Origin of the sequence: Mycobacterium sp. D16Q16, from assembly GCF_002013745.1 — a bacterium.
In the GTDB taxonomy this organism is placed as follows: domain Bacteria; phylum Actinomycetota; class Actinomycetes; order Mycobacteriales; family Mycobacteriaceae; genus Mycobacterium.
The window spans coordinates 56,661-75,219 of sequence record NZ_MAEY01000001.1 but is presented as its reverse complement, the minus strand read 5'-3'; the positions used below and the strand labels follow the sequence as shown (position 1 = coordinate 75,219).

Here is an 18,559-nt window from a genome sequence, read left to right as displayed (position 1 = left end):
ATGACTGACGTCCAGAATCACATCGGAATCGATCCCGCCAGCGCGCCCGTCGAGGCACCGGCGGCCGAGGCGCAGGTCCGCGCCGACGACCGTGGACATGTGTTCCACTCATGGTCTGCCCAGGCGGCCATCGACCCGCTGCCGGTCGCTGGCGGTTCGGGTGCGACGTTCTGGGATTACACCGGCAAGGAGTACCTGGACTTCGCCTCGCAGCTGGTGAACCTCAATCTGGGACATCAGCATCCGCGTTTGGTCGAAGCCATTCAGCGTCAGGCCGGCCGGCTGTCCACCATCGCGCCCGCCTTCGCCAACGATGTGCGCGGTGAGCTTGCCCGGCTGGTCGCCGAGCGTGCACCGGGAACCCTCAACAAGGTGTTCTTCACCAATGGCGGCACCGAGGCCGTGGAGCACGCCGTGCGCATGGCGCGCCACCACACCGGTCGCCGCAAGGTGCTTGCCGCATACCGCAGTTACCACGGTGGCACCACCACCTCGATGTCGCTGACGGGTGAGCCGCGCCGCTGGGCGAATGACCCGGGTGACAACTCGGTGGTGCGCTTCTTCGGCCCGTATGCCTACCGCTCGGTCTTCCACGCCACCTCGCCCGAGGAAGAAACCCAAAGGGCGCTGGAGCATCTGGAGCAGGTCATCAATCTGGAGGGTCCGCCCACCATCGCCGCGATCATCCTGGAATCGGTGGTCGGCACCAACGGTGTGCTGGTTCCGCCGCCGGGCTACCTGGCCGGGGTGCGCGAGATCTGCGACCGGTACGGCCTGGTGTTCATCGCCGATGAGGTGATGGTCGGCTTCGGGCGATTCGGGGAATGGTTCGCCATCAACGCCTTTGACGTCACGCCGGACCTCATCACCTTCGCCAAGGGCATTAACTCCGGTTACGTCCCGCTGGGCGGTGTGGTGATCTCCGATGCCATCGCCACCAGCTTCGATCATCGTCCATACCCGGGCGGGCTGACGTACTCCGGTCACCCGCTGGCCTGTGCGGTCGGCGTCGAGACCATCAAGGTGTTCGAGGACGAGAAGATCCTGGAGCGGGTGCGCGACCTCGGTGAGCGCGTGGTGCGTCCGGAGCTTGAGCGCTGGGTGCAGACTCACCCGAGCGTCGGCGAGATCCGTGGCCGTGGCCTGTTCTGGGCCGTGGAACTGGTGCGCGACAAGCAGACTCGTGAGCCGCTGGTGCCGTTCAATGCCAGTGGTGAGGCGGCAGCGCCGATGAACGCGTTCGCGGCGGCGTGCAAGAAGGATGGCCTGTGGCCGTTCACGCACTTCAACCGCACGCATGTGGCGCCTCCGCTGATCATCAGCGAAGAGGATCTGCGCCGCGGGCTGTCGATCATCGACGAGGCACTGAACGTCGCCGACGGGTATGCCAACTAGCCGGTGAAGACGCCGCTGTAGGCGTTCAAGGCCGGTTGCCCGCCCAGGTGGGCGTACAGGACGGTGGAGCCCGGCTCGATGGTCCCGTCGGTGACCAGGTCGATCAGGCCTGCCATCGATTTGCCCTCGTACACCGGGTCGGTGATCATCGCCTCCAGGCGCCCGCATAGCTCGATCGCCTCGATGGTGGAAGCGACAGGCACGCCGTACTTTTCGCCTGCCCACCCCTCGAGCACGGTGATCTCCTCGGTGCTCAGGTCGCGTTCGAGGCCGATCAGGCCCGCGGTGTGCCGGGCGATGCGGGTGACTTGGTCGACGGTCTTGGGCAGCGTGGCCGACGCGTCGATACCCAGTACCCGCCGGGGAGGGCCGCCGGCATCGGCGAGTGCGGCGAATCCCGCGATCATGCCCGCATGCGTTGACCCGGTCACGGTGCACACGACGATGGTGTCGAAGAACACGCCCAACTGTTGTTCCTGTGCGGCCACCTCGTAGGCCCAGTTGGCGAAACCCAGGCCGCCGTACTTGTGCTCGGATGCTCCTGCCGGGATGGGATAGGGCTTGCCGCCGCCCTTTTCGACCGCGGCCAGGGCGTCCTCCCAGGACCCGCGAATACCGATATCGAAGCCCGCTGGGTCCAGCTGAGTCTGGGCTCCCATGATGCGCGAGAGCAGGATGTTGCCCGCCTTGTCGTTGACCGGATCGTCCCAGTCCACCCAGCGCTCCTGCACCAGGTGACATCTCAGCCCGAGCACCGCCGCCACGGCGGCCACCTGCCGGGTGTGATTGGACTGGTAGCCGCCGATGGATACCAGGGTGTCGGCGCCGCTGGCCAAAATGTCCGGAACGATATATTCGAGCTTGCGTGTCTTGTTGCCGCCGAAGGCAAGTCCGGAATTGCAGTCCTCGCGTTTGGCCCAGATCTGGGCGCCGCCGAGGTGTCGGCTCAGGCGTTCCAGCGGGTGGACGGGGCTGGGCCCAAAGGTCAGCGGGTAGCGGGGGAAATCGTGAATCGACAAGGCACTCTCCTGGCGGTGTTCGGGAATCGCGTTGTGGGGGAGCGGCGTTCAGCTAGCACCGCGTTCTTCGTGCTCAGCACCTTCCGGTGCGGCGATGAGGGTGTGCCAATTGGCGCGTGCGGCGTGACCCGCGCCCTCGCCGTCACCGGCCTCGCACCGGGCGATGATCTGCTCGTGCAGGGCCACGGAGTGGCGCCCGTCGCGGCTGGCGAACCGGATGCGCTCGAGGCGGCGCAGCACGGGGGTGACCTGCTCGAGCACCGCCGCGATGTACGGGTTGGCACTCGCTTCGACGGCGATGGCGTGGAACTCGTCATCCGCGGCCAGCGCGGCATCGGGATCGTGGGCGTCCAGCGCGGCGCCGAAACGCGCGTTGGCGTGCCGCATCGCGGCGAGGTCACCGGCGGAGATGTTGGTGATCGCCTCCCGCACGGCGAGCTCATGCATCGCCGCGGCGACGGACTGGGCCGCGCGTGCCTCCCGAACGTCGACGGGGCTGACGATGGTCTGCCGGCCCGGTTGGGTCTGCACCAGACCGGCCTGCTCCAAACGGGCGAGGGCCTCGCGGATCGGGGTTCGGCTCACACCGAGCCAGCGACTCAGCTCGTCGTCCCGTAGCCGCTCGCCGGGGGCGAGGGTGCCGTCCACGATGGCCTTACGCAGGGCTTTGTAGGCATCGTCGCGGAGCAGGGACCGTGCGACGACACCCTCGGAGGGCGGTACTGGCATGCAATATATTGCACATCGATAGAGGCGTGCCGTCAAGTGCTGAGGGAAATTTTCGGGAAGAGGTGGCCTGCTAGAAGCGGCCGCCGCCGCCCCGGAAGCTCGAGCCCGAGGACCGGGACGATCCGCCGTAGGACGACGACCCGGACCCGGACCAGGAGCTGTGGTGACTTGATCCGCCGCTGAGCATGCCGCGCAGGATGCCGCCGATGACGGCACCCGCGACGTTGCCGGCGACATCGCCCGCGACGGAGTATCCGGCGGAACCGCCGTAGTTGCCGTACCCGTTGCTGTAGTAGGACTGGGCCGCGCGTACCTCTTGGATCGCGCCGCCCTCGGCCCGCGTCGCCAGTTCGGCTGCCCGGTTGGCCCACAGAATGGCGTTCGAGGGATCCGACTGGCGGGCGGACTCGGCTGTGGTGATGCTGCGCTCGGCCTCCGCGAGGTATCCCCGTGCGGCGGCACCGACGGCTCCGCGGTGCAGTCCGATGTACTGGCCCACCGCATTCACCTTCTGGCGGGCGGTGCCGATCGCTTGATCAAGTGCACGGGCGCGGCGTTCGGCGGCGTCCTTCTCCTCTCGCACGGCGGCCAGGAGCTTGTCGAGCTCGGCATCGGCAGTGGCGAGGTGTGTGAAGGCGGTCAGCGGATCGGTGGACCCGACGCGCTCGGCGTCGGCCACGGCGGCCACGGCGGTGTTGTGGGCCTTCGTCAGCTCGTCGGCGCGCGGCACCGAACCCTGCCGCTGGAGTTCTTCGGCCTGGGCGATACCCGACTTGGTGTCCGCGATCGCCGCGGGCAGCGCGTCGGTGGCGCGCCGGATGTTGTTGGCGGCGTTGTCTACCGCGTCCAAGAGGGCGGCGGCCTGGGTCAGTGCTGATTCGGCGCCGCGCACGGCGTCGACGAGATTCATCTGCTGGCCCTCCAGGGGGCGGGCGGCCAGTTCCCGGCCGTGGGTAATCCGGGAGTCGGCGAACGTGATGCGTTCGGTGGCTTCGGTGATGTTGTCGGCAATGGAGGCCAGCGCCGCGGCATCGAACTGGGTGCGCAGTTGTTCGAGGACACGCTGCGACTCGGGCACCCGGGCGGTCGTGGCGACCACCTGCTGGGTCAAGGTGTCTAACTTCGTGGGGGCGTTGATCACCAGGTTGCGCAACGTGTCAAAGGCATTGGACTGATCGTCGAGGGTGCGGTCGGCGCGTGCGGCCGCGGTGATGACATCGATCAGCAGGCGGCGCTGCTCCGTGGGTGTCTCGGGGACCGCGTCATCGAGCTGCTTGCGCACGGAGAATGCCTGAGCCAGGGCCTTTTTCGCGGAGTCGACGGCCTGCTGGAAGGGTGCGGTCTGGTCCGTGCCGAACTCCTCGACGGCCAGCGTCAGCTCGGCCTCGCTCGTACGGACGGCGTTGTCGACGTTCACCACAATCGATTTCGACAAGCCATCGAGCGCATCGACCGATTGTGCGGCGAGAGCCTCGGCGTTGGTCGGATCGATCCCCTTGGCGGCCTCGATCTCCGCGCGGCGCCGGGATCGACTGCGGAACCAGGAGTACAGCATGAAGGCGCCGACCACGACGGCGCCGAAGGCCAGCGCGGCCAGGATGGGCTTCCACGGAATGGAGGATGACGATGCGGCGGCCGACTCCAGGCCGTTGGCGGTGTTGATGGCGGCGCCATCCCAGTCCGATGCGCGCAGCGCGGGTTCGATCGTGTTGGTGCGCAGTTCCTCGATCTCGGAGTCGCTGACGTTCTTGATCTCCGACGCGACGAGGAACGCGTAGCTGCGCTCTTGGGTTGCCACGGCCAGCAGGGCGTCGCGATCTCCCAATCCACTTGTCTTGAGGGTCTTGTTCGCCCACGTCACCGGATCGGTGCCGTCGAAGTCCTTGACGTAGACCACCCAGAGCCGCACATGCTGCTTGTCGTAAAGCTGATCGATGGCGGCGCGCACCTTCGTGGGGTTCTTGAGCGCCCCGGCCCGATCGGTGACATAGCCCGGTATCCGGAAGGGCGGGTCGGCGCTCGCCACTGGTGCCAATAGCAGGGTCGGGGCAAACACCGTGAGCACCGCGAGCATGACTCCCAGCAGGCCCCCGAGGGCACGCAGCAGACGCATGGTCGCCAATCTAATGCCTCGCGAGGCGCGTGGACCCGTCCTGGCAGACTGGTGCCCACGATGCGTACTACGGATGCCTACAAGGACGCCTACACCGATTCCGACCGTGAACGCGTCGTCACCGAGACACCGAAGACGGCGGCGATCGTCGAGATTCCATCGTCGGAGCACCGGACCGACTTCGCGCGTGACCGGGCGCGGGTTCTGCACAGCGCCGCGTTCCGGCGTCTGGCCGACAAGACACAGGTGGTGGGCCCGCGCGAGGGTGATACGCCGCGCACGCGGCTCACGCACTCGGTGGAGGTGGCGCAGATCGGCCGCGGTATCGCCACCGGGTTGGGTGCCGACCCGGACCTGGTGGACCTGGCCGGGCTGGCGCATGACATCGGCCATCCGCCGTACGGGCACAACGGTGAACGCGCGCTCGACGAGGTGGCGGTCGACTGCGGCGGGTTCGAGGGCAACGCCCAGAATCTGCGCATCCTTACCCTGCTGGAACCCAAAGTGGTTGATGCCGAGGGCAACAGCGCCGGGCTGAACCTGACGCGGGCGGCCTTGGATGCGGCGACGAAGTACCCGTGGCTACGCCCGCCGGGCGGCGGAAAGTTCGGCGCCTACGTCGAGGACGCGAAGGCCCTGGACTGGGTGCGGGCGGGGGCGCCGCCGCGGCGGCGCTGCCTGGAAGCGCAGATCATGGACTGGTCCGATGACGTCGCCTATTCGGTGCATGACGTGGAGGACGGTGTGATCTCCGGGCGCATCGACCTGCGGGTGCTGGCCTCGCCGGGGGAGGCGCAGGTGCTCGCGGAGCTGGGGGTGAAGTCCTTCGGCGGGCTGGAGCAGGGCGCGCTGGAGGAGGCTGCCGCGCGCCTGGCCACGCTGCCGGTGGTCGCGGCCATCGGCCCGTATGACGGCACCTTGAGTGCGTCGGCGGACCTCAAACGGCTGACCAGCGAATTGGTGGGCCGGTTCGCCTCGGCCGCGATCGGCGCCACCCGTGAGGTGGCCGGGGATGGGGCACTGGTCCGATTCGAGGCCGAACTGACCGTGCCCGAGGTGGTGGCCGCCGAGGTGGCGGTGCTGAAAATGCTTGCGCTGCAATTCATCATGTCCGATCCGCGGCATATCGCGGGACAGGCCCGTCAGCGTGAACGGATCCATCGGGTGGCGCAGTGGCTGGCGGCGGGGGCTCCCGCGACGCTGGATCCGGTGTTTGTGCCCGCGTTCGAGGCCGCTGCGGACGACGCGGCGCGCACCCGGGTGGTGGTGGATCAGATCGCCTCGTACACCGAAAGCCGGCTCGAGCGGGTGGACCGCGATAGCCAGGGTGTGCAAGCCAGCTGGGCCTGACGGCGCGGTTGGCTAAGCTGACTCAGTGGCCGGCCGGATTCCTGATCGCGATGTCGCGGCGATCCGTGAGCGCACCCGGATCGAGGACATCGTCGGCGACTACGTTCAGCTCAAGCGCGCGGGTGCCGACTCGCTCAAAGGGCTGTGCCCCTTCCACGACGAGAAATCGCCGTCCTTTCATGTGCGGCCCAATCATGGCCAGTTCCACTGCTTTGGCTGCGGTGAGGGCGGCGACGCCTACACCTTCATCCAGAAGATCGAGCACATCACGTTTGTGGAGGCCGTCGAGCGGCTGGCCGACCGCATCAACTACACCATCAACTACGAGGGTGGCGGCACGGCCGCGCAACGTGACCGTGGCACCCGGGCGCGTCTCGTCGCCGCCAACGCGGCCGCGCAGGAGTTCTACGCCTCCGCGTTGGATTCACCCGAGGCGGCACCGGCGCGCCAGTATCTGACGGAGCGCAATTTCGATGGTGTCGCCGCCAAGCAATACGGTTGCGGATACGCGCCGTCCGGGTGGGACACCCTGACAAAGCATTTGTTGCGCAAGGGCTTCGAATTCAAGGAGCTCGAAGCCGCCGGGCTGTCCCGTGAGGGCCGCCGCGGTCCCATGGACCGGTTCCATCGGCGGCTGCTGTGGCCGATTCGTGCCAGCAGCGGGGAGACGATCGGCTTCGGAGCCCGCAAGATCTTCGAGGACGACACCATGCCGGGCAAGTACGTGAACACCCCGGAAACCATGTTGTACAAGAAGTCCTCGGTGCTGTTCGGTCTGGATCTGGCCAAGCGCGATATCGCCAAGGGGCATCAGGCCGTGGTCGTCGAGGGCTACACCGACGTGATGGCGATGCATCTGGCCGGGGTGACTACCGCGGTGGCGTCCTGCGGTACCGCCTTCGGTGACGAGCACCTCTCGATGCTGCGGCGTCTGATGATGGACGACTCCTACTTCCGCGGTGAGCTCATCTACGTGTTCGACGGGGATGCCGCCGGGCAGGCGGCCGCGCTGAAAGCCTTTGAGGGAGAGCAGAATCTCGCCGGCCAGTCGTATGTCGCGGTCGCACCGGACGGAATGGACCCGTGCGATCTGCGGCTCAAGTCAGGGGAGGGGGCGCTGCGGGATCTGGTCGCGCGCCGCACCCCGCTGTTCGCCTTCGCGATCCGGACGGCGCTGACGGATTCTGATCTGGAGATCGCCGAGGGGCGCGTGGACGCGCTGCGACGGTGTGTGCCGATGGTCGCCAAGATCAAGGACCCGACGCTGCGCGACGAGTACGCCCGGCAGCTCGCCGGATGGGTCGGGTGGGACGACGTGGCCCAGGTGCTCGCGCGGGTGCGTGAGGAGGCCGGTAAGGCGGCGAAGGGCGGTTCGGTGTCCCCGGACCGTCGTCCCCGTGGTTCTGAACCTGCCCCGGCGCCCAAGGTCGCCATGCCCGACGCCAAGGACCCCACGTTGTGGCCGCAGCGTGAAGCGCTCAAGGCCGCGCTGCAGTTCCCGGCCTTCGCCGGACCGGTGTTCGACTCGCTGACCCCCGACAGCTTCACGCACCCCGGATACGTGGCAGTGCGCACCGCGATCGAGACGGCTGGTGGCACCGGGGCGGGGATTGTCGGTGCGGAGTGGATCGACAAGGTGCGCCAGAGCGCGTCATCGCAGAACCAGGTGATGCTGATCAACGCTCTGACCGCCGAGGCCATCCAAGTGGACAACGATGAGCGGCTGCCCCGGTACATCGGCTCGGTGCTGGCCAAGCTGCAAGAGGTGTGGGTCGGACGGCAGGTAGCCGAGGTCAAGTCCAAGCTGCAGCGGATGTCACCGGTGGACAACGCCGACGAGTATCACGCGCTGTTCGGCGATCTAGTGGCGCTGGAGGCGTACCGGCGCAGCCTGGTGGAGCAGGTCAGCGGGGACGATCCGTCGGTGTAGCGGCGCGCTACTTGTTGTCGAGCTGGGGCTCGGGCTCCAGGATCATGGTCGTCTCATCGATCGGTGTGAGTTCCACCATGTGCGGATCGGGAGACAGCGAGTTGGCCAGGCGACGACGGCTGATCTCGATCAGCTTCTTGGTCGCGGGGCTGCCGGTGACGGCCTGATACCCGTTGACGATCTGCTCGTATCGGCGACGACCAGCCTTCGCGCCCAGCACGTAGCCAGCGGCCAGCACCAACAAAACCCGAATCACGAACCCTCCACCAACTAACGAAGTTCTCCCTATCCTGCCTGACGCACCTGTGAACGGCTGAGCCAGGACACTTCCTTGTGCCCGACTATGAGCGACAACACCCTGTGCACCCCGTCTTTGTCGCTCGTAGGCGGGCGATACGGCCTGGCGGCCGGTTTGGCTTTCACCCCTACCCGTAGGCTAAAGTCATGCCTCGGTTCGCGGTACAAACCGACGCGATCCGGATAGTCCCCTGTAGCTCAATTGGCAGAGCTTCCGACTGTTAATCGGACGGTTCTTGGTTCGAGTCCAAGCGGGGGAGCACAGCAAGTTTTGCGCCTTGAACTCCGTCTCCTTCTGGAGGCGGAGTTTTGCATTCACCGGCCAGCAGCAGCGTGAGCCGCCGCCGCAGGATCCCGGGCTGGACCGATGCGAATGCCGCGAGTGCGGCGAGCAGCGCGATGAATCCGAACCAGGGCGCGGAGGGCTGTTCGCCGGGGAGTGCAAACCGCACGAGACCTGTTAATGCGGCGAACCCGGCGACAAGCACCCACACTGTGAGCGGGCTCAGCGCTCGGCGTTGGCGTATCTCTATGAACCGCACCGCGGAGGACCGTACGTACGGATCAGTGGGCACCGCGCCGAAGTAGGAGGCGCGCAGCGCCTCGCCGTATGAGCTGGGCGGCACGCCCCACAGTGCCCACCGATACTCGGTGAGGCGTTCACTCTGGACACGGCTCATCAGCAGGCCAGCCGGGTAGGCGGCGAGCGCGAGCAGGGCGATGTGGAACGCGTAGGTGTAGCCATTGTCTTCCCAGGTCGCTACGTCTATGACTGCGAGGACGATGGCCATCGAGACGAACTGTTGCAGGGCATGGCCGACTGCCCGCCGTCGAGGCGAACCAACGAGTCCCTCTGCCCACCATTGCCAGAATGATCTTGCTGGACCCGCATTCTGCATGTTCAAACCATATGACATGTTGCTGGCTGCTGTGGCAATGTCGTTTCCTTGGTCGCGACAGGCAGTCGCACGAGAAGCCGCGCCGGGAAGGGGAGCTATGAACAGCGCCCGCAACGAAATCCTCATAGACGGCCTTGACGACTGGGTCGAGTTTTACCGCGTGCACTGGCTGGTCAAGCAGGCCAATCCCGATGCCGCCCTTGGAGATATCCAAATCGAGGCTCTCGACACGGTTCGTGATCTGGTGAGCGCTGGGCTGTACGAAATCGGGAAGGTTGAACGCGGAGTCGGTTTCGTCCCGTCGACTATCTCGCTCGACGGAGGCATTGAAGAAATCCGGTCGCAGTATGTCGACCACTACGGCGAAGAAGGCACCTGGGACTACTGCGCTTGGCTTAACCTCACCGACCAGGGGAAGCGGATCGCTGAGTTTCTTCTGTCCAAGGCCTAGGCAGCGGAAGTAGCTAAACGGACCAGCGCGGGCGATCCACCGCTCACTGGAGCTGTTGTGAACTCCTAGAACGGTGTCGTAGCCAATCTTGACGAGAAGTCTCGGAGAAGGTGACTCATCGTTGGCGGAAAGGTGAGGCCGGGGGCCAGATGGGCGGTCGCTCATGGCTTAGCTGAAAGTTTGCTCTTCTGGTGGACGATTGTCTGTCCGGGCCTGTACCGTTGTCTTCATATTCTTTGCTTGAACTTGACGGGGGCGATTGTGGCCAGGCACGAATTACCGGCAGAATACCTAAGATTAGGCGTAGACAACCGCGATCTTGCCACGCAACCCGTCGCGACCAAGCAGTTTCCTGCGCGCGACGCTGAGTCGCAGTCCGATGCAGCCAAGGAGAGCGGCCGACGTGTCGCTGCTTTCGCTGCTGGCTGCATTCTGGTAGTCGGTGCGGTCGCTGCGCTGCATAACCTGTACCGCAGTGGCGACGGCACCGCTGACCTGATCGGCTGGGCGGGGCTTTTGCTGCTGGCAATGACCGCGCTGGGTGGCGGGATCAAGCTTGCGTTGTGGGGAGCGAAGCCGGTGACCGATGCCGGATTCGCGGCCGCCAAGGCCAGGGTGCCTGAGCCGGTGCAGGCGGTGGCCGCGTCAGGGGTCGTCATCGCGGGGGCGTTGGGTATGTGGTGGGTGTTCCGCGGCGGATACTCCGGCTGGTGGCAGCACCTCACCGGCGAGAGCCGGTGGACGCTATTGCTCGGGGTTGGCCAGATGCTGGTGGCGGTGCTCGCTGGGGCCGCGCTGTTCACCGGAGGCAAGTACCTGACTGGTCTAGCCAAAGAAGTATTAACCGATGTCGGAGTGCTCTTGGAGCGTGACCGCACGTCAGGCAGCGGTGCAGCATCAGAGAGTGTGTGGCATCCCGGCCTGGTGGCTGCGCTTGTTGGGGGTGGTTTGGGGTTGGTGCTGCTGACTGCCGGGATCACTCCGCGGTTATATGTGTGGATCACTGGCCCGGATGTGCTTCCCGCGGTGGGTGCTATCGCCTTTGTGTTGTTGTGGGCGATCGGGTCCAATCTGGGGTGGTGGAAAGGCCTTGGCGGGCTCTACACCTGGGCCACCGACGCTTCGCAGAAGGCGGCTGCGACTGCGGGTGTGGTGTCGGTGTTGATGTTTTCGGCAAGTGGTCTGGGTTTGGGTTGGTTTACGCCTGCGACGGTTCCGGTGGCGCGTGCGGCGTGCCCGCCGGATTGTGGTGGGCCGAGCGGTAGTGATGGTCCGCCTGGGGGTGGGCAGATGTTTCAGCCGCCGAGCCAGGGTGGGCCGCAGATGCCGGACTATCAGGGCGGTATTAACCAGCCGCCGATGGATCAAAATGGCTCGGTATCGATTTACAACACTCAGGCACCCTCGGTCAGTAACAACGGCGCCAACGGGTTCAGTGGGCAGCAGGGTTCTCAGCAAGGCTGGGATCAGCCTGCGCACGGCACTCAACCCCCCGACTATCAGAACGCGACCCCGTACACGCAGGGACCGGGGCGGCCGAATCCGGATTTCAATCCAGGATCTCAAGGTGGCCAGGCCAATCCGGGCAGCAATGCGGGATCGCAAGGTGGTCAACCGAATCAGGGTGTGCAGCAGCCGGCGCAACAGCCGCAGCAGGCGCCCCGGAATCAGCCGCCACAGCAGAACACCGGCCAGCAGCCCAATCAGCGGTCGGATCAGCAGAAGATCGACGACCTGACGCGCCAGCTGCAGGAGAAACAGCAGCAGTCCAGCCAGGATCGGCAGCGTCTGGATGACCTGACCAAACAGCTGCAACAGAACAAGCAGAACCAGAAGCAGGACTTGCCGCGATTCCCGTCCAGGGACGACAAGAAGGACCGCGATCAGCAGGAGCAGCAGGACCGCGACGAGCAGTCCGGCAGTACAGACCTGGCGTCGCTTCTGCTGGGTGCGGCCTCCACGCGTCGCCGCAAGCAAGAAGATCAGGAGCGTGGCCCGGAAACGCAGGCACTCGGCCAGGACACATCGCAAGCGGCACAAAGCCTTCCGGGCGACATCCAGACCTACGTACAGTCCGGGCAGCAGATCGGCCAATCATCCGGACAGGCTGCCCAAGGCTTCGGATCGGCTACACAAGCCGGTGCCTCACTCGCGTCATCCGCACAGTCCGGAGCGGTGAACCCGCAAGACGCCATCACGCTGGTTCAGGGTGTCTCACAAGGCATCCAAGGCACCGCAGATGCCGTCAACGCGGGCTCGCAGATCGTGAAAACCGCTCAGGGAGAAGCCGATCAAGTCGCCCAGGCGGTCGGGGACGCTAACCCACAACTGAAACCGCAGACAGAACAGTTCATCCAACTCAACGACACCGTGTCCAAGGGCACAGAGGGTGTCGGACAGATCGCCAGCGGCGTCTCCCAGGTATCCGGAATGGTCAACACCGCTTCAAGTCTCGGCACATCCGGCATGCCCGACACCTCAGGTGCCACCGACGCACTCTCGGGCACTGCAACTGCCGTGGATGTCCCCAAACCCACGCCACCGTCACCGTCTGCGGGCAGTCTGTCATCGCTCCCCGGGGTGGGTGAGACCCAGACGCTGCCGCAGCAGCTGGCGCCGACATTGCAGCCCGATCAGGTGGATGCGTTTAGGGCTATTACTCGCCAGAATCTGGTGAACCAGCATGTGCCTGCCGACCAGATTGATCAGCGGGTCAACGATGCTGTGAAGCAAGCGCAAACCCCGCGGTTCATGCCCGATCCTGAACCGATGCGCACGCCCGGGGCGGTGCCTTTGGATAGGCCGCTTGGAGACCGGTTCAACGACGTGATGGGGCGCGCGAACGATCGGGCCTCTGATGATGTCGACGGGCTGGGGCAACTCGGCAAAAACCTCACAGGGCAAGGCGGCCCTGGTGCTCCTGGTGTAGCTGAATCGTGGAAAGACCTCGGGAAAGGCACTGGCGAAGCGGCTCTGGACGCGCTTTCCAACCCCGGTGGTGGCTTCGTCAAGGACGGTAAACGCCTCGTGGAGGAACCAGGAAACTTCATCGGGGACAAGATAATTGAAGCGCCCTTGATGGGTGCCACGCTGCCCTTTGGTGGAGAAGGTGCAGCCATAGGACGCGGCGCACTAGGTAAGGTTGCCCCCGGGGCCGAGGCGGCGGCTAGTCGTTTGACTGTCGATGAGGTCATTGCAAATCCGCAAATGCTCGCGGGCAAGACGCCGCAACAAGTTCAGGCCGCTCTCGGGGATGTACCTGGTTGGCAAGTGGAGTCATTGGGAAAGGGATCCCAAGCCGGCAATGGATGGGTCTTACGGCAATACAATGAGAAGGGGAACCCCACGGGTCCGCAGATTCGTTGGCATCCCGGTGGTGGGCATCATGGGCCTGATCCTTACTGGCGTGTTGTTGGTCCGCAGGGCGATCTAGGAGGGGTAATCCGATGACATCAGGTATCGACAACTGGCGTAACAGTTTCGTGGAGCTTGTTGCGCGAATGGCAGCTTCGCCGGAAATTCAGATCGGTTACCTACAAAAGCTTGGCGTGGGAACTGATGAACTGGCGCTTGAGTTCGACTCTTTGTATGTACCAGAACGGCTTTCGTTAAATGATCAGCAGAGTGTGTGTGCGCTCGACGTTGATCGTCTTTTGACCGCGATGTCAGAGGCTCCGGATGTCGGCCAGTGGTCGTATGAGGGGCTGCAGTCGGATGATCGATGGGCTGAAGTTCGGCTTCTCGCCGCCAAGCTCCTCACTTCCTTGAGAGTCCCCCAATGAGGCCGCCGGTCCGGTTCCGGCTACCTCGATGACAGCCACGTACGGAACTCGATGTGTTAACGAAGGCCGGTTAGGCAAAGGTCGGTGACTACTTGGTTCCTCCGTCATGAGCGTCTTGATGGTTCTCAAGGGAATCCCTCCGATCGGTTCGTCGATGCCTGAGGGTGATTGGTTCGCGCGTATCGAGCAGTCGCTGGAGCAGCATCCCCAAGACTGGGTTGCCGCTGCGACGCAAATGAGCGAAGACGATGCTTGGAGTTTGTTGTCATGGGCAGAAGTTGCTGCCAGCCATGTCGTTCGGACTAAGTCGCGTCGAACGCTCATAACTTCCGCGTTCGCGATGAGTATCGTCCTGCAAAGTGGTATCGACTGGCGCGAATGTTCACTGGTGGCGTCGCTTCTTCATCGCGCAGCCGACTTGTCAGACCTCGACTTTGCCGCCTGTGCTACAGAAGGCTGCGCGTTGGAGGGGGCAACAGGCGAGCAAGCGCTGCCATTACTGCTCGGCGCGGAGGCAAAAACTCCTTCGACTTATGTCGAGTCGGGCACGCAGAGCACCTTCTCGTTTACTCGGCGCGCTCCTGACTTCGACGTTCATGATCTCATGCGTCGGCTGGGTGTATCTGAAGGATGAGAACCTTTGGCATGCGCCCGCGGATGCTTTGACTTCTGTTCTGCCATAATCTATTACAGGTTTCGGCGCTATCCGGATGCGTGTCTACGTGTAGCTGATCTCAACGAGAAGCCGACCCACCGCCAGCGCGAGCGTAGGAGCATCAAGACCTCCACGATGTCTGCGCTACTTCCTGACTGCTCAATGAAGGCGCTCGAGGCTTGATAGCAATCAGAATCCGTTGCCGAACGATCCATTCCTGTCCAGCGCCACCAACCAGTTCCTGCCGCCTTACGGCCCAGAAGTCATCTCGGTGGTCCCCGACGGGAACGGTTCGACGCTGACATTCCTGGCCAGTCAATGGCTCACTGACCCAACCCGTGCGTACCGCACCATCCTGTACACCGTGAACATCAGCCCGTCTTAACAAAACGCAGGAGCACACCGATATCACAGTCGTGAAGCGAATCAGACACCTCACCATGGTCACTGCCGCAGCCGCCGGTTTTGTTCTGGCGCCAGCGAATGTGGCCCACGCCAAACCGGTCGGTTTCCCCGACGTATCGGGTTTCGTTTCGGCCAATCCGGCCGAATATCCTCTACCGCTTTCGCGTTCGACCGACGAGGCGGTGCGATTTTCGACCCCATTCGGATATACCTGCGACATGGGGCAAGGCCGGTTTATCCATTGCTACGGTAAGCAGCTTCCTGGTTATCGCAACCAAACGGAGTTACCTGATGTCTCTTGCGGACAGCAGGTAGGCACGGGCGCGGCTCCCGAACGTCCGGCCTATTTTCAGCCAGCCGGGTTTACTGCAGTGACCCTCATGACCCGGTCCTGTCGCAAGGACACAAGATCGAGTTTCGTGGAGAGTTGTGTGCGGTCGGACCCGATTTCACCGCGTGCAGGGACAACAGTCAGCCCGAACCCCGGGGTTTCGTACTGCGCCAGGACGGCAACAGCCATCTCTTCTAACTCCCATTGAAGAGCTCTGGCCTGACAAAGAGGTCGGGGGTTGTTGCGTGCTTTTTTGATGAGTCGTTGACTACGGCGCAGGTTTCGTCCCGTCCTTGGGATCGTTCGGCGGCCACACCGTATTGCGTATCGCCGGAAACCGTTGGTGCAGTTGCTTAATCAGCCGTTGCGCTTCGTAGATGTCCTTGCGCATGGCGGCCACGCGGAGTCGGTGGTGCCGGTGTGGGGAGCTGTGGCGCGGGGTATGTCGGATCAGGTGTTCGGCCTCGGCCATCGACTGCGCTACTTCGTCGACATGCTCGTAGAGCGCGACCAGCAGTGTCCGTGCTTGCGCCACGGACGAGTCCTCCGACACCACAACATGCTCTCATACTTATTTGCTCATCCTACTTTCTTGAACTCTGGGAAAATTGTGTACGGTCGTTCTGAAAACAGTGAGCTGATCGGAACCTCGTTACCAGCGGGTCCTTCATGTGAACGTTCTCCATCATTAATACAGCTTTTAGCTGGTAGCTATCGGGTGGCACTGCGATCGACGGCCCGGCATCTAGATAGCTACGTCGAATCCTTTCTGTTGCGTAGCGAAATAGTGGTACTGCTAGTACGGTAACTTGGCCATGGTTGCTAGCCGATGGCCACACGCAGGCGGTCTCGAGGCTGTCCGGGGGAAGGGGAGTAGGTGGTACGCGCCATATGGGAGTTCGAACATCCGCGCACACAGGTGTGGGACGCCATCACCGATCCAGACCAATGGCCGGTGAGCGTGCGGGGATTCCGCCCAGAGCTTGGCGCGAAGTTCGTCATCGGATCGATGCCGGCGGTGGGGACGGGATACGCGGGCACTCTGGAATGTCACGTTGTGGAATTGGCAGCGGGCGAATTCATCTCGGTTGATTCTTTCGCGCCCAAGAACTGTGGACCCGGTACCCATTGGCGGTTAACCGGCGAGCTGTATGAGCGCGACTGCGGTACGTCAGCGGTCACCAACATCTATGGGGTGGATACGCAGGATCCTGAGCAGCGGATCCTGCTGCACCTCGTCAGCCGCGTCATCTTCTGGATATACGGGCAGGCGGGGGAGGATTTGGACGAAATGAAACGGCCAACGCGCAGCCTCCCCAACGCGGTTCGATAGGCGACGAGGGTCACGTCAACGCTGCGTTCATCGCACGTGGCCAGAGCTATCCTGGAGATATGAAGCGACCACGAAATGTGGCGCGAACTCTCTGCTCGGCACTCATTGTCGGAGCTCTGGCTTCAGCGCCATTGATTTTGCCCAGCCCCGCAGCGGGCACCGCCCAGGCGACTGTCTGCGCCTCCGCCGGAAGCACCTCCCAATGTGAAGGTGTGCCCAGCTCGGCCTGGTACGGCTACGGCTATTACCCGCCCGGCGGGTACTGGGGAGCGCCCGGGTACCCGCCCCTTGCTGCGGGGGCGGGCATCCCGGTACGACCTATCCCTTAACGGCGTTGACGGCCTTCACGAAGACGTCGGACAGCTCGTTGCGGTCGACATCACCCATGCCCGACACCGACACGGCGTGGTGGTCATCGAGCTGAGCGGAGTAGGCGATCTGCACCATCTCCTTCTCCATGCCGGGCGCGCTGATCTTGATATTCGTTGACGTACCCGTCGTCTTCACGCCATCGATGGCAGGCGCGTCGATCTTCTCGCCGGTGCCCTCGGCCATGCCGGCGATCGACAGGCTGAACTTGTCGCACGCTCCACCGGTGGTGTCCTCGGGGATCGCGCTGACCGTCTCCATGGCCGCGGCGATGATCATCGTCTTGGACATCGGGTCGCCATTGCCCTTGGCGCCGGTAACGCCCTGCATGGACGTGCCGGTCACCTGAGGGAATGCGCCCAGCATCTTGTCGGCGCATTCCTGTGGGGTGAAGGTGGCCTTGTCGAAGATGCCCTTCATCTGATCGAGCATCTCTTGGGTCACCGTGGTCTTGGGCTGTACCTCGACGGTGTACCCGGCGGGGAACTGGTCCTTGATGGCATCGATCTTGGCGATGTCGAAGGTGCTTGCGGCCGCGGCGGAGGTGGTGGCGCTGCTGCTGGCCGAAGAGCTCGCGGACTCGTCCTTCTTGTCATTGCTCGAACACGCAAGCATCAGCCCGCCGGCCAACACCGCGGTGCCGAAAACAGTCAGTGAACGCTTCATATCGGTAATTCCCCTCTGAGCAGTGCGTTTTCAGCAACCTGGAAGTAGATTCATTCATCGTGGCACTCGACGGCTCTGCGGGATCTGCCGAACTACCGCATGAATTTGACCACACGCACCCGGACGTGTCCGGGGGATGGTTGCGTGCGGCCACGTTCGGCGCCATGGATGGCCTGGTTACCAACACGGCTTTGGTCGCTGGCGTGGGTGCCAGCGGACTGGACACTCAGGCGATCGTGCTGACCGGGGTCGCCAGCCTGGTGGCGGGCGCGTTCTCGATGGCGCTGGGCGAATTCACCTCGGTATCGACGTCCAATTCGCAGATCGAGCATGAGGTGGGCGTAGAACGTCGCGCCATCCAGCTGCACCCCGATGCCGAGAAGCAGGAGCTCATCGCCATGCTCGGCGATATCGGGCTCTCGCCGCAGACCGCGACCGCGGCGGCCGACGAGATCCACCAGGACGAGAACACGGCGGTGACGATTCACCTCACCCGAGAGCTCGGCATCAATCCCAACGACACTCCGTCGCCGTGGGTGGCCGCGATCTCCTCATTCGTGACGTTCTCGGTGGGCGCGGTGGTGCCGCTGATCCCATTCCTGCTGGGATTCGCGTCACTTCTGGCCGGTCTGGTCTGCGGAGGAGTGGGTCTGCTGATCGCCGGATGGGTCGCCGGGCGCTTCACGGCCCGAGCTCCGTGGCTGAGTGCCTTGCGGCAGTTGGCGTTTGGTGCCATCGCTATCGGCGCAACGTATCTGATAGGTCATCTGATCGGCGTCGCAGTGAATTAGCGGTGCGCCGGGCGAAGCTGAGAATGTCCTGAGAGTGGGCAAAC

The 18,559-nt window shown here is 64.1% G+C and carries 18 protein-coding genes and 1 tRNA gene; 12 read left to right on the top strand and 7 right to left on the bottom strand.

Annotation, left to right across the window (positions count from 1 at the left end; translation table 11 throughout):
• Positions 1 to 1,395 carry an aspartate aminotransferase family protein gene (locus B4394_RS00340; RefSeq protein ID WP_078309080.1) on the top strand — a complete coding sequence of 465 codons (1,395 nt, stop codon included), beginning with the start codon at positions 1 to 3 and terminating at the stop codon, positions 1,393 to 1,395.
• Here the strand turns inward: B4394_RS00340 and B4394_RS00335 are convergent.
• The 3 genes from B4394_RS00335 to B4394_RS00325 all read right to left on the bottom strand — a co-directional run bounded on the left by B4394_RS00335 (position 1,392) and on the right by B4394_RS00325 (position 5,256).
• Entirely contained in the window at positions 1,392 to 2,414 is a 1,023-nt protein-coding gene (locus B4394_RS00335) for a 1-aminocyclopropane-1-carboxylate deaminase (RefSeq protein ID WP_078313830.1), read from the bottom strand. The two genes, B4394_RS00340 and B4394_RS00335, sit on opposite strands and share 4 nt — an antisense overlap.
• A 48-nt stretch (positions 2,415 to 2,462) precedes the next feature.
• Positions 2,463 to 3,143, bottom strand: a complete 681-nt coding sequence (locus B4394_RS00330; RefSeq protein ID WP_078313829.1) for a GntR family transcriptional regulator — start codon at positions 3,141 to 3,143, stop codon at positions 2,463 to 2,465.
• Positions 3,144 to 3,213: 70 nt separating this feature from the next.
• Positions 3,214 to 5,256 (bottom strand): TPM domain-containing protein, encoded by a 2,043-nt coding sequence (locus B4394_RS00325; protein ID WP_078313828.1) that lies wholly within the window; start codon positions 5,254 to 5,256, stop codon positions 3,214 to 3,216.
• A gap of 60 nt (positions 5,257 to 5,316) precedes the next feature.
• Between B4394_RS00325 and B4394_RS00320 the strand changes: the two genes are divergently transcribed.
• A complete protein-coding gene (locus B4394_RS00320; RefSeq protein ID WP_078309076.1) occupies positions 5,317 to 6,606 on the top strand; it encodes a deoxyguanosinetriphosphate triphosphohydrolase in 1,290 nt (429 codons plus the stop codon).
• 25 nt (positions 6,607 to 6,631) lie between these two features.
• A complete protein-coding gene (dnaG, locus tag B4394_RS00315) occupies positions 6,632 to 8,536 on the top strand; it encodes a DNA primase (protein WP_078313827.1) in 1,905 nt (634 codons plus the stop codon).
• A 7-nt stretch (positions 8,537 to 8,543) separates the two neighbouring features.
• On the opposite strand, the gene B4394_RS00310 is transcribed toward dnaG, so the two are convergent.
• The gene (locus B4394_RS00310; RefSeq protein ID WP_030095233.1) at positions 8,544 to 8,792 is read right to left on the bottom strand and encodes a hypothetical protein; all 249 of its coding nucleotides are present in this window, start codon (positions 8,790 to 8,792) and stop codon (positions 8,544 to 8,546) included.
• Between the two features lie 228 nt (positions 8,793 to 9,020).
• Here B4394_RS00310 and B4394_RS00305 point away from each other — a divergent pair.
• Positions 9,021 to 9,093: transfer RNA gene (locus B4394_RS00305), tRNA-Asn, on the top strand.
• 736 nt (positions 9,094 to 9,829) lie between these two features.
• Entirely contained in the window at positions 9,830 to 10,183 is a 354-nt protein-coding gene (locus B4394_RS00300) for a hypothetical protein (protein ID WP_078313826.1), read from the top strand.
• 297 nt (positions 10,184 to 10,480) lie between these two features.
• Here B4394_RS00300 and B4394_RS25535 read toward each other — a convergent pair whose 3' ends face one another.
• Positions 10,481 to 10,645, bottom strand: a complete 165-nt coding sequence (locus tag B4394_RS25535; RefSeq protein WP_217697762.1) for a hypothetical protein — start codon at positions 10,643 to 10,645, stop codon at positions 10,481 to 10,483.
• Between B4394_RS25535 and B4394_RS00295 the strand changes: the two genes are divergently transcribed.
• The 4 genes from B4394_RS00295 (at position 10,613) to B4394_RS00280 (ending at position 15,005) form a co-directional block, all read left to right on the top strand.
• A complete protein-coding gene (locus B4394_RS00295; RefSeq protein ID WP_353647399.1) occupies positions 10,613 to 13,633 on the top strand; it encodes a methyl-accepting chemotaxis protein in 3,021 nt (1,006 codons plus the stop codon). The two genes, B4394_RS25535 and B4394_RS00295, sit on opposite strands and share 33 nt — an antisense overlap.
• Positions 13,630 to 13,965, top strand: coding sequence for a hypothetical protein (locus B4394_RS00290; protein ID WP_078313825.1), 336 nt, complete (start codon positions 13,630 to 13,632; stop codon positions 13,963 to 13,965). Before B4394_RS00295 ends, B4394_RS00290 begins: the two co-directional genes overlap by 4 nt.
• Positions 13,966 to 14,071: 106 nt before the next feature.
• On the top strand, positions 14,072 to 14,599 hold the full coding sequence (locus tag B4394_RS00285; RefSeq protein ID WP_078313824.1) for a hypothetical protein: 528 nt from the start codon (positions 14,072 to 14,074) through the stop codon (positions 14,597 to 14,599).
• A gap of 220 nt (positions 14,600 to 14,819) precedes the next feature.
• On the top strand, positions 14,820 to 15,005 hold the full coding sequence (locus B4394_RS00280; RefSeq protein ID WP_078313823.1) for a hypothetical protein: 186 nt from the start codon (positions 14,820 to 14,822) through the stop codon (positions 15,003 to 15,005).
• Positions 15,006 to 15,624: 619 nt separating this feature from the next.
• On the opposite strand, the gene B4394_RS00275 is transcribed toward B4394_RS00280, so the two are convergent.
• Positions 15,625 to 15,909 carry a hypothetical protein gene (locus B4394_RS00275; RefSeq protein WP_286141864.1) on the bottom strand — a complete coding sequence of 95 codons (285 nt, stop codon included), beginning with the start codon at positions 15,907 to 15,909 and terminating at the stop codon, positions 15,625 to 15,627.
• 324 nt (positions 15,910 to 16,233) lie between these two features.
• On the opposite strand from B4394_RS00275, the gene B4394_RS00270 reads away from it, so the two are divergent.
• Together B4394_RS00270 and B4394_RS24965 are read left to right on the top strand one after the other, a co-directional pair.
• Positions 16,234 to 16,689, top strand: a complete 456-nt coding sequence (locus B4394_RS00270) for an SRPBCC domain-containing protein (protein ID WP_078313822.1) — start codon at positions 16,234 to 16,236, stop codon at positions 16,687 to 16,689.
• A gap of 59 nt (positions 16,690 to 16,748) precedes the next feature.
• A complete protein-coding gene (locus B4394_RS24965) occupies positions 16,749 to 17,018 on the top strand; it encodes a hypothetical protein (protein ID WP_139359835.1) in 270 nt (89 codons plus the stop codon).
• Here B4394_RS24965 and B4394_RS00265 read toward each other — a convergent pair.
• A complete protein-coding gene (locus B4394_RS00265; protein ID WP_078313821.1) occupies positions 17,008 to 17,724 on the bottom strand; it encodes a DUF5642 family protein in 717 nt (238 codons plus the stop codon). The genes B4394_RS24965 and B4394_RS00265 overlap by 11 nt on opposite strands.
• A gap of 59 nt (positions 17,725 to 17,783) precedes the next feature.
• Here B4394_RS00265 and B4394_RS00260 point away from each other — a divergent pair, with 59 nt between their 5' ends.
• On the top strand, positions 17,784 to 18,515 hold the full coding sequence (locus B4394_RS00260; protein ID WP_078313820.1) for a VIT1/CCC1 transporter family protein: 732 nt from the start codon (positions 17,784 to 17,786) through the stop codon (positions 18,513 to 18,515).
• Positions 18,516 to 18,559: the final 44 nt, after the last annotated feature.

Excerpts from the sequence above, each read along its gene's own strand:
- B4394_RS00340 (WP_078309080.1), top strand. The coding sequence starts at position 1 with ATGACTGACGTCCAGAATCACATCGGAATCGATCCCGCCAGCGCGCCC.
- B4394_RS00330 (WP_078313829.1), bottom strand. The coding sequence starts at position 3,143 with ATGCCAGTACCGCCCTCCGAGGGTGTCGTCGCACGGTCCCTGCTCCGC.
- B4394_RS00325 (WP_078313828.1), bottom strand. The coding sequence starts at position 5,256 with ATGCGTCTGCTGCGTGCCCTCGGGGGCCTGCTGGGAGTCATGCTCGCG.
- B4394_RS00320 (WP_078309076.1), top strand. The coding sequence starts at position 5,317 with ATGCGTACTACGGATGCCTACAAGGACGCCTACACCGATTCCGACCGT.
- B4394_RS00300 (WP_078313826.1), top strand. The coding sequence starts at position 9,830 with ATGAACAGCGCCCGCAACGAAATCCTCATAGACGGCCTTGACGACTGG.
- B4394_RS25535 (WP_217697762.1), bottom strand. The coding sequence starts at position 10,645 with ATGCAGCGCAGCGACCGCACCGACTACCAGAATGCAGCCAGCAGCGAA.
- B4394_RS00290 (WP_078313825.1), top strand. The coding sequence starts at position 13,630 with ATGACATCAGGTATCGACAACTGGCGTAACAGTTTCGTGGAGCTTGTT.
- B4394_RS00285 (WP_078313824.1), top strand. The coding sequence starts at position 14,072 with ATGAGCGTCTTGATGGTTCTCAAGGGAATCCCTCCGATCGGTTCGTCG.
- B4394_RS24965 (WP_139359835.1), top strand. The coding sequence starts at position 16,749 with ATGAAGCGACCACGAAATGTGGCGCGAACTCTCTGCTCGGCACTCATT.
- B4394_RS00265 (WP_078313821.1), bottom strand. The coding sequence starts at position 17,724 with ATGAAGCGTTCACTGACTGTTTTCGGCACCGCGGTGTTGGCCGGCGGG.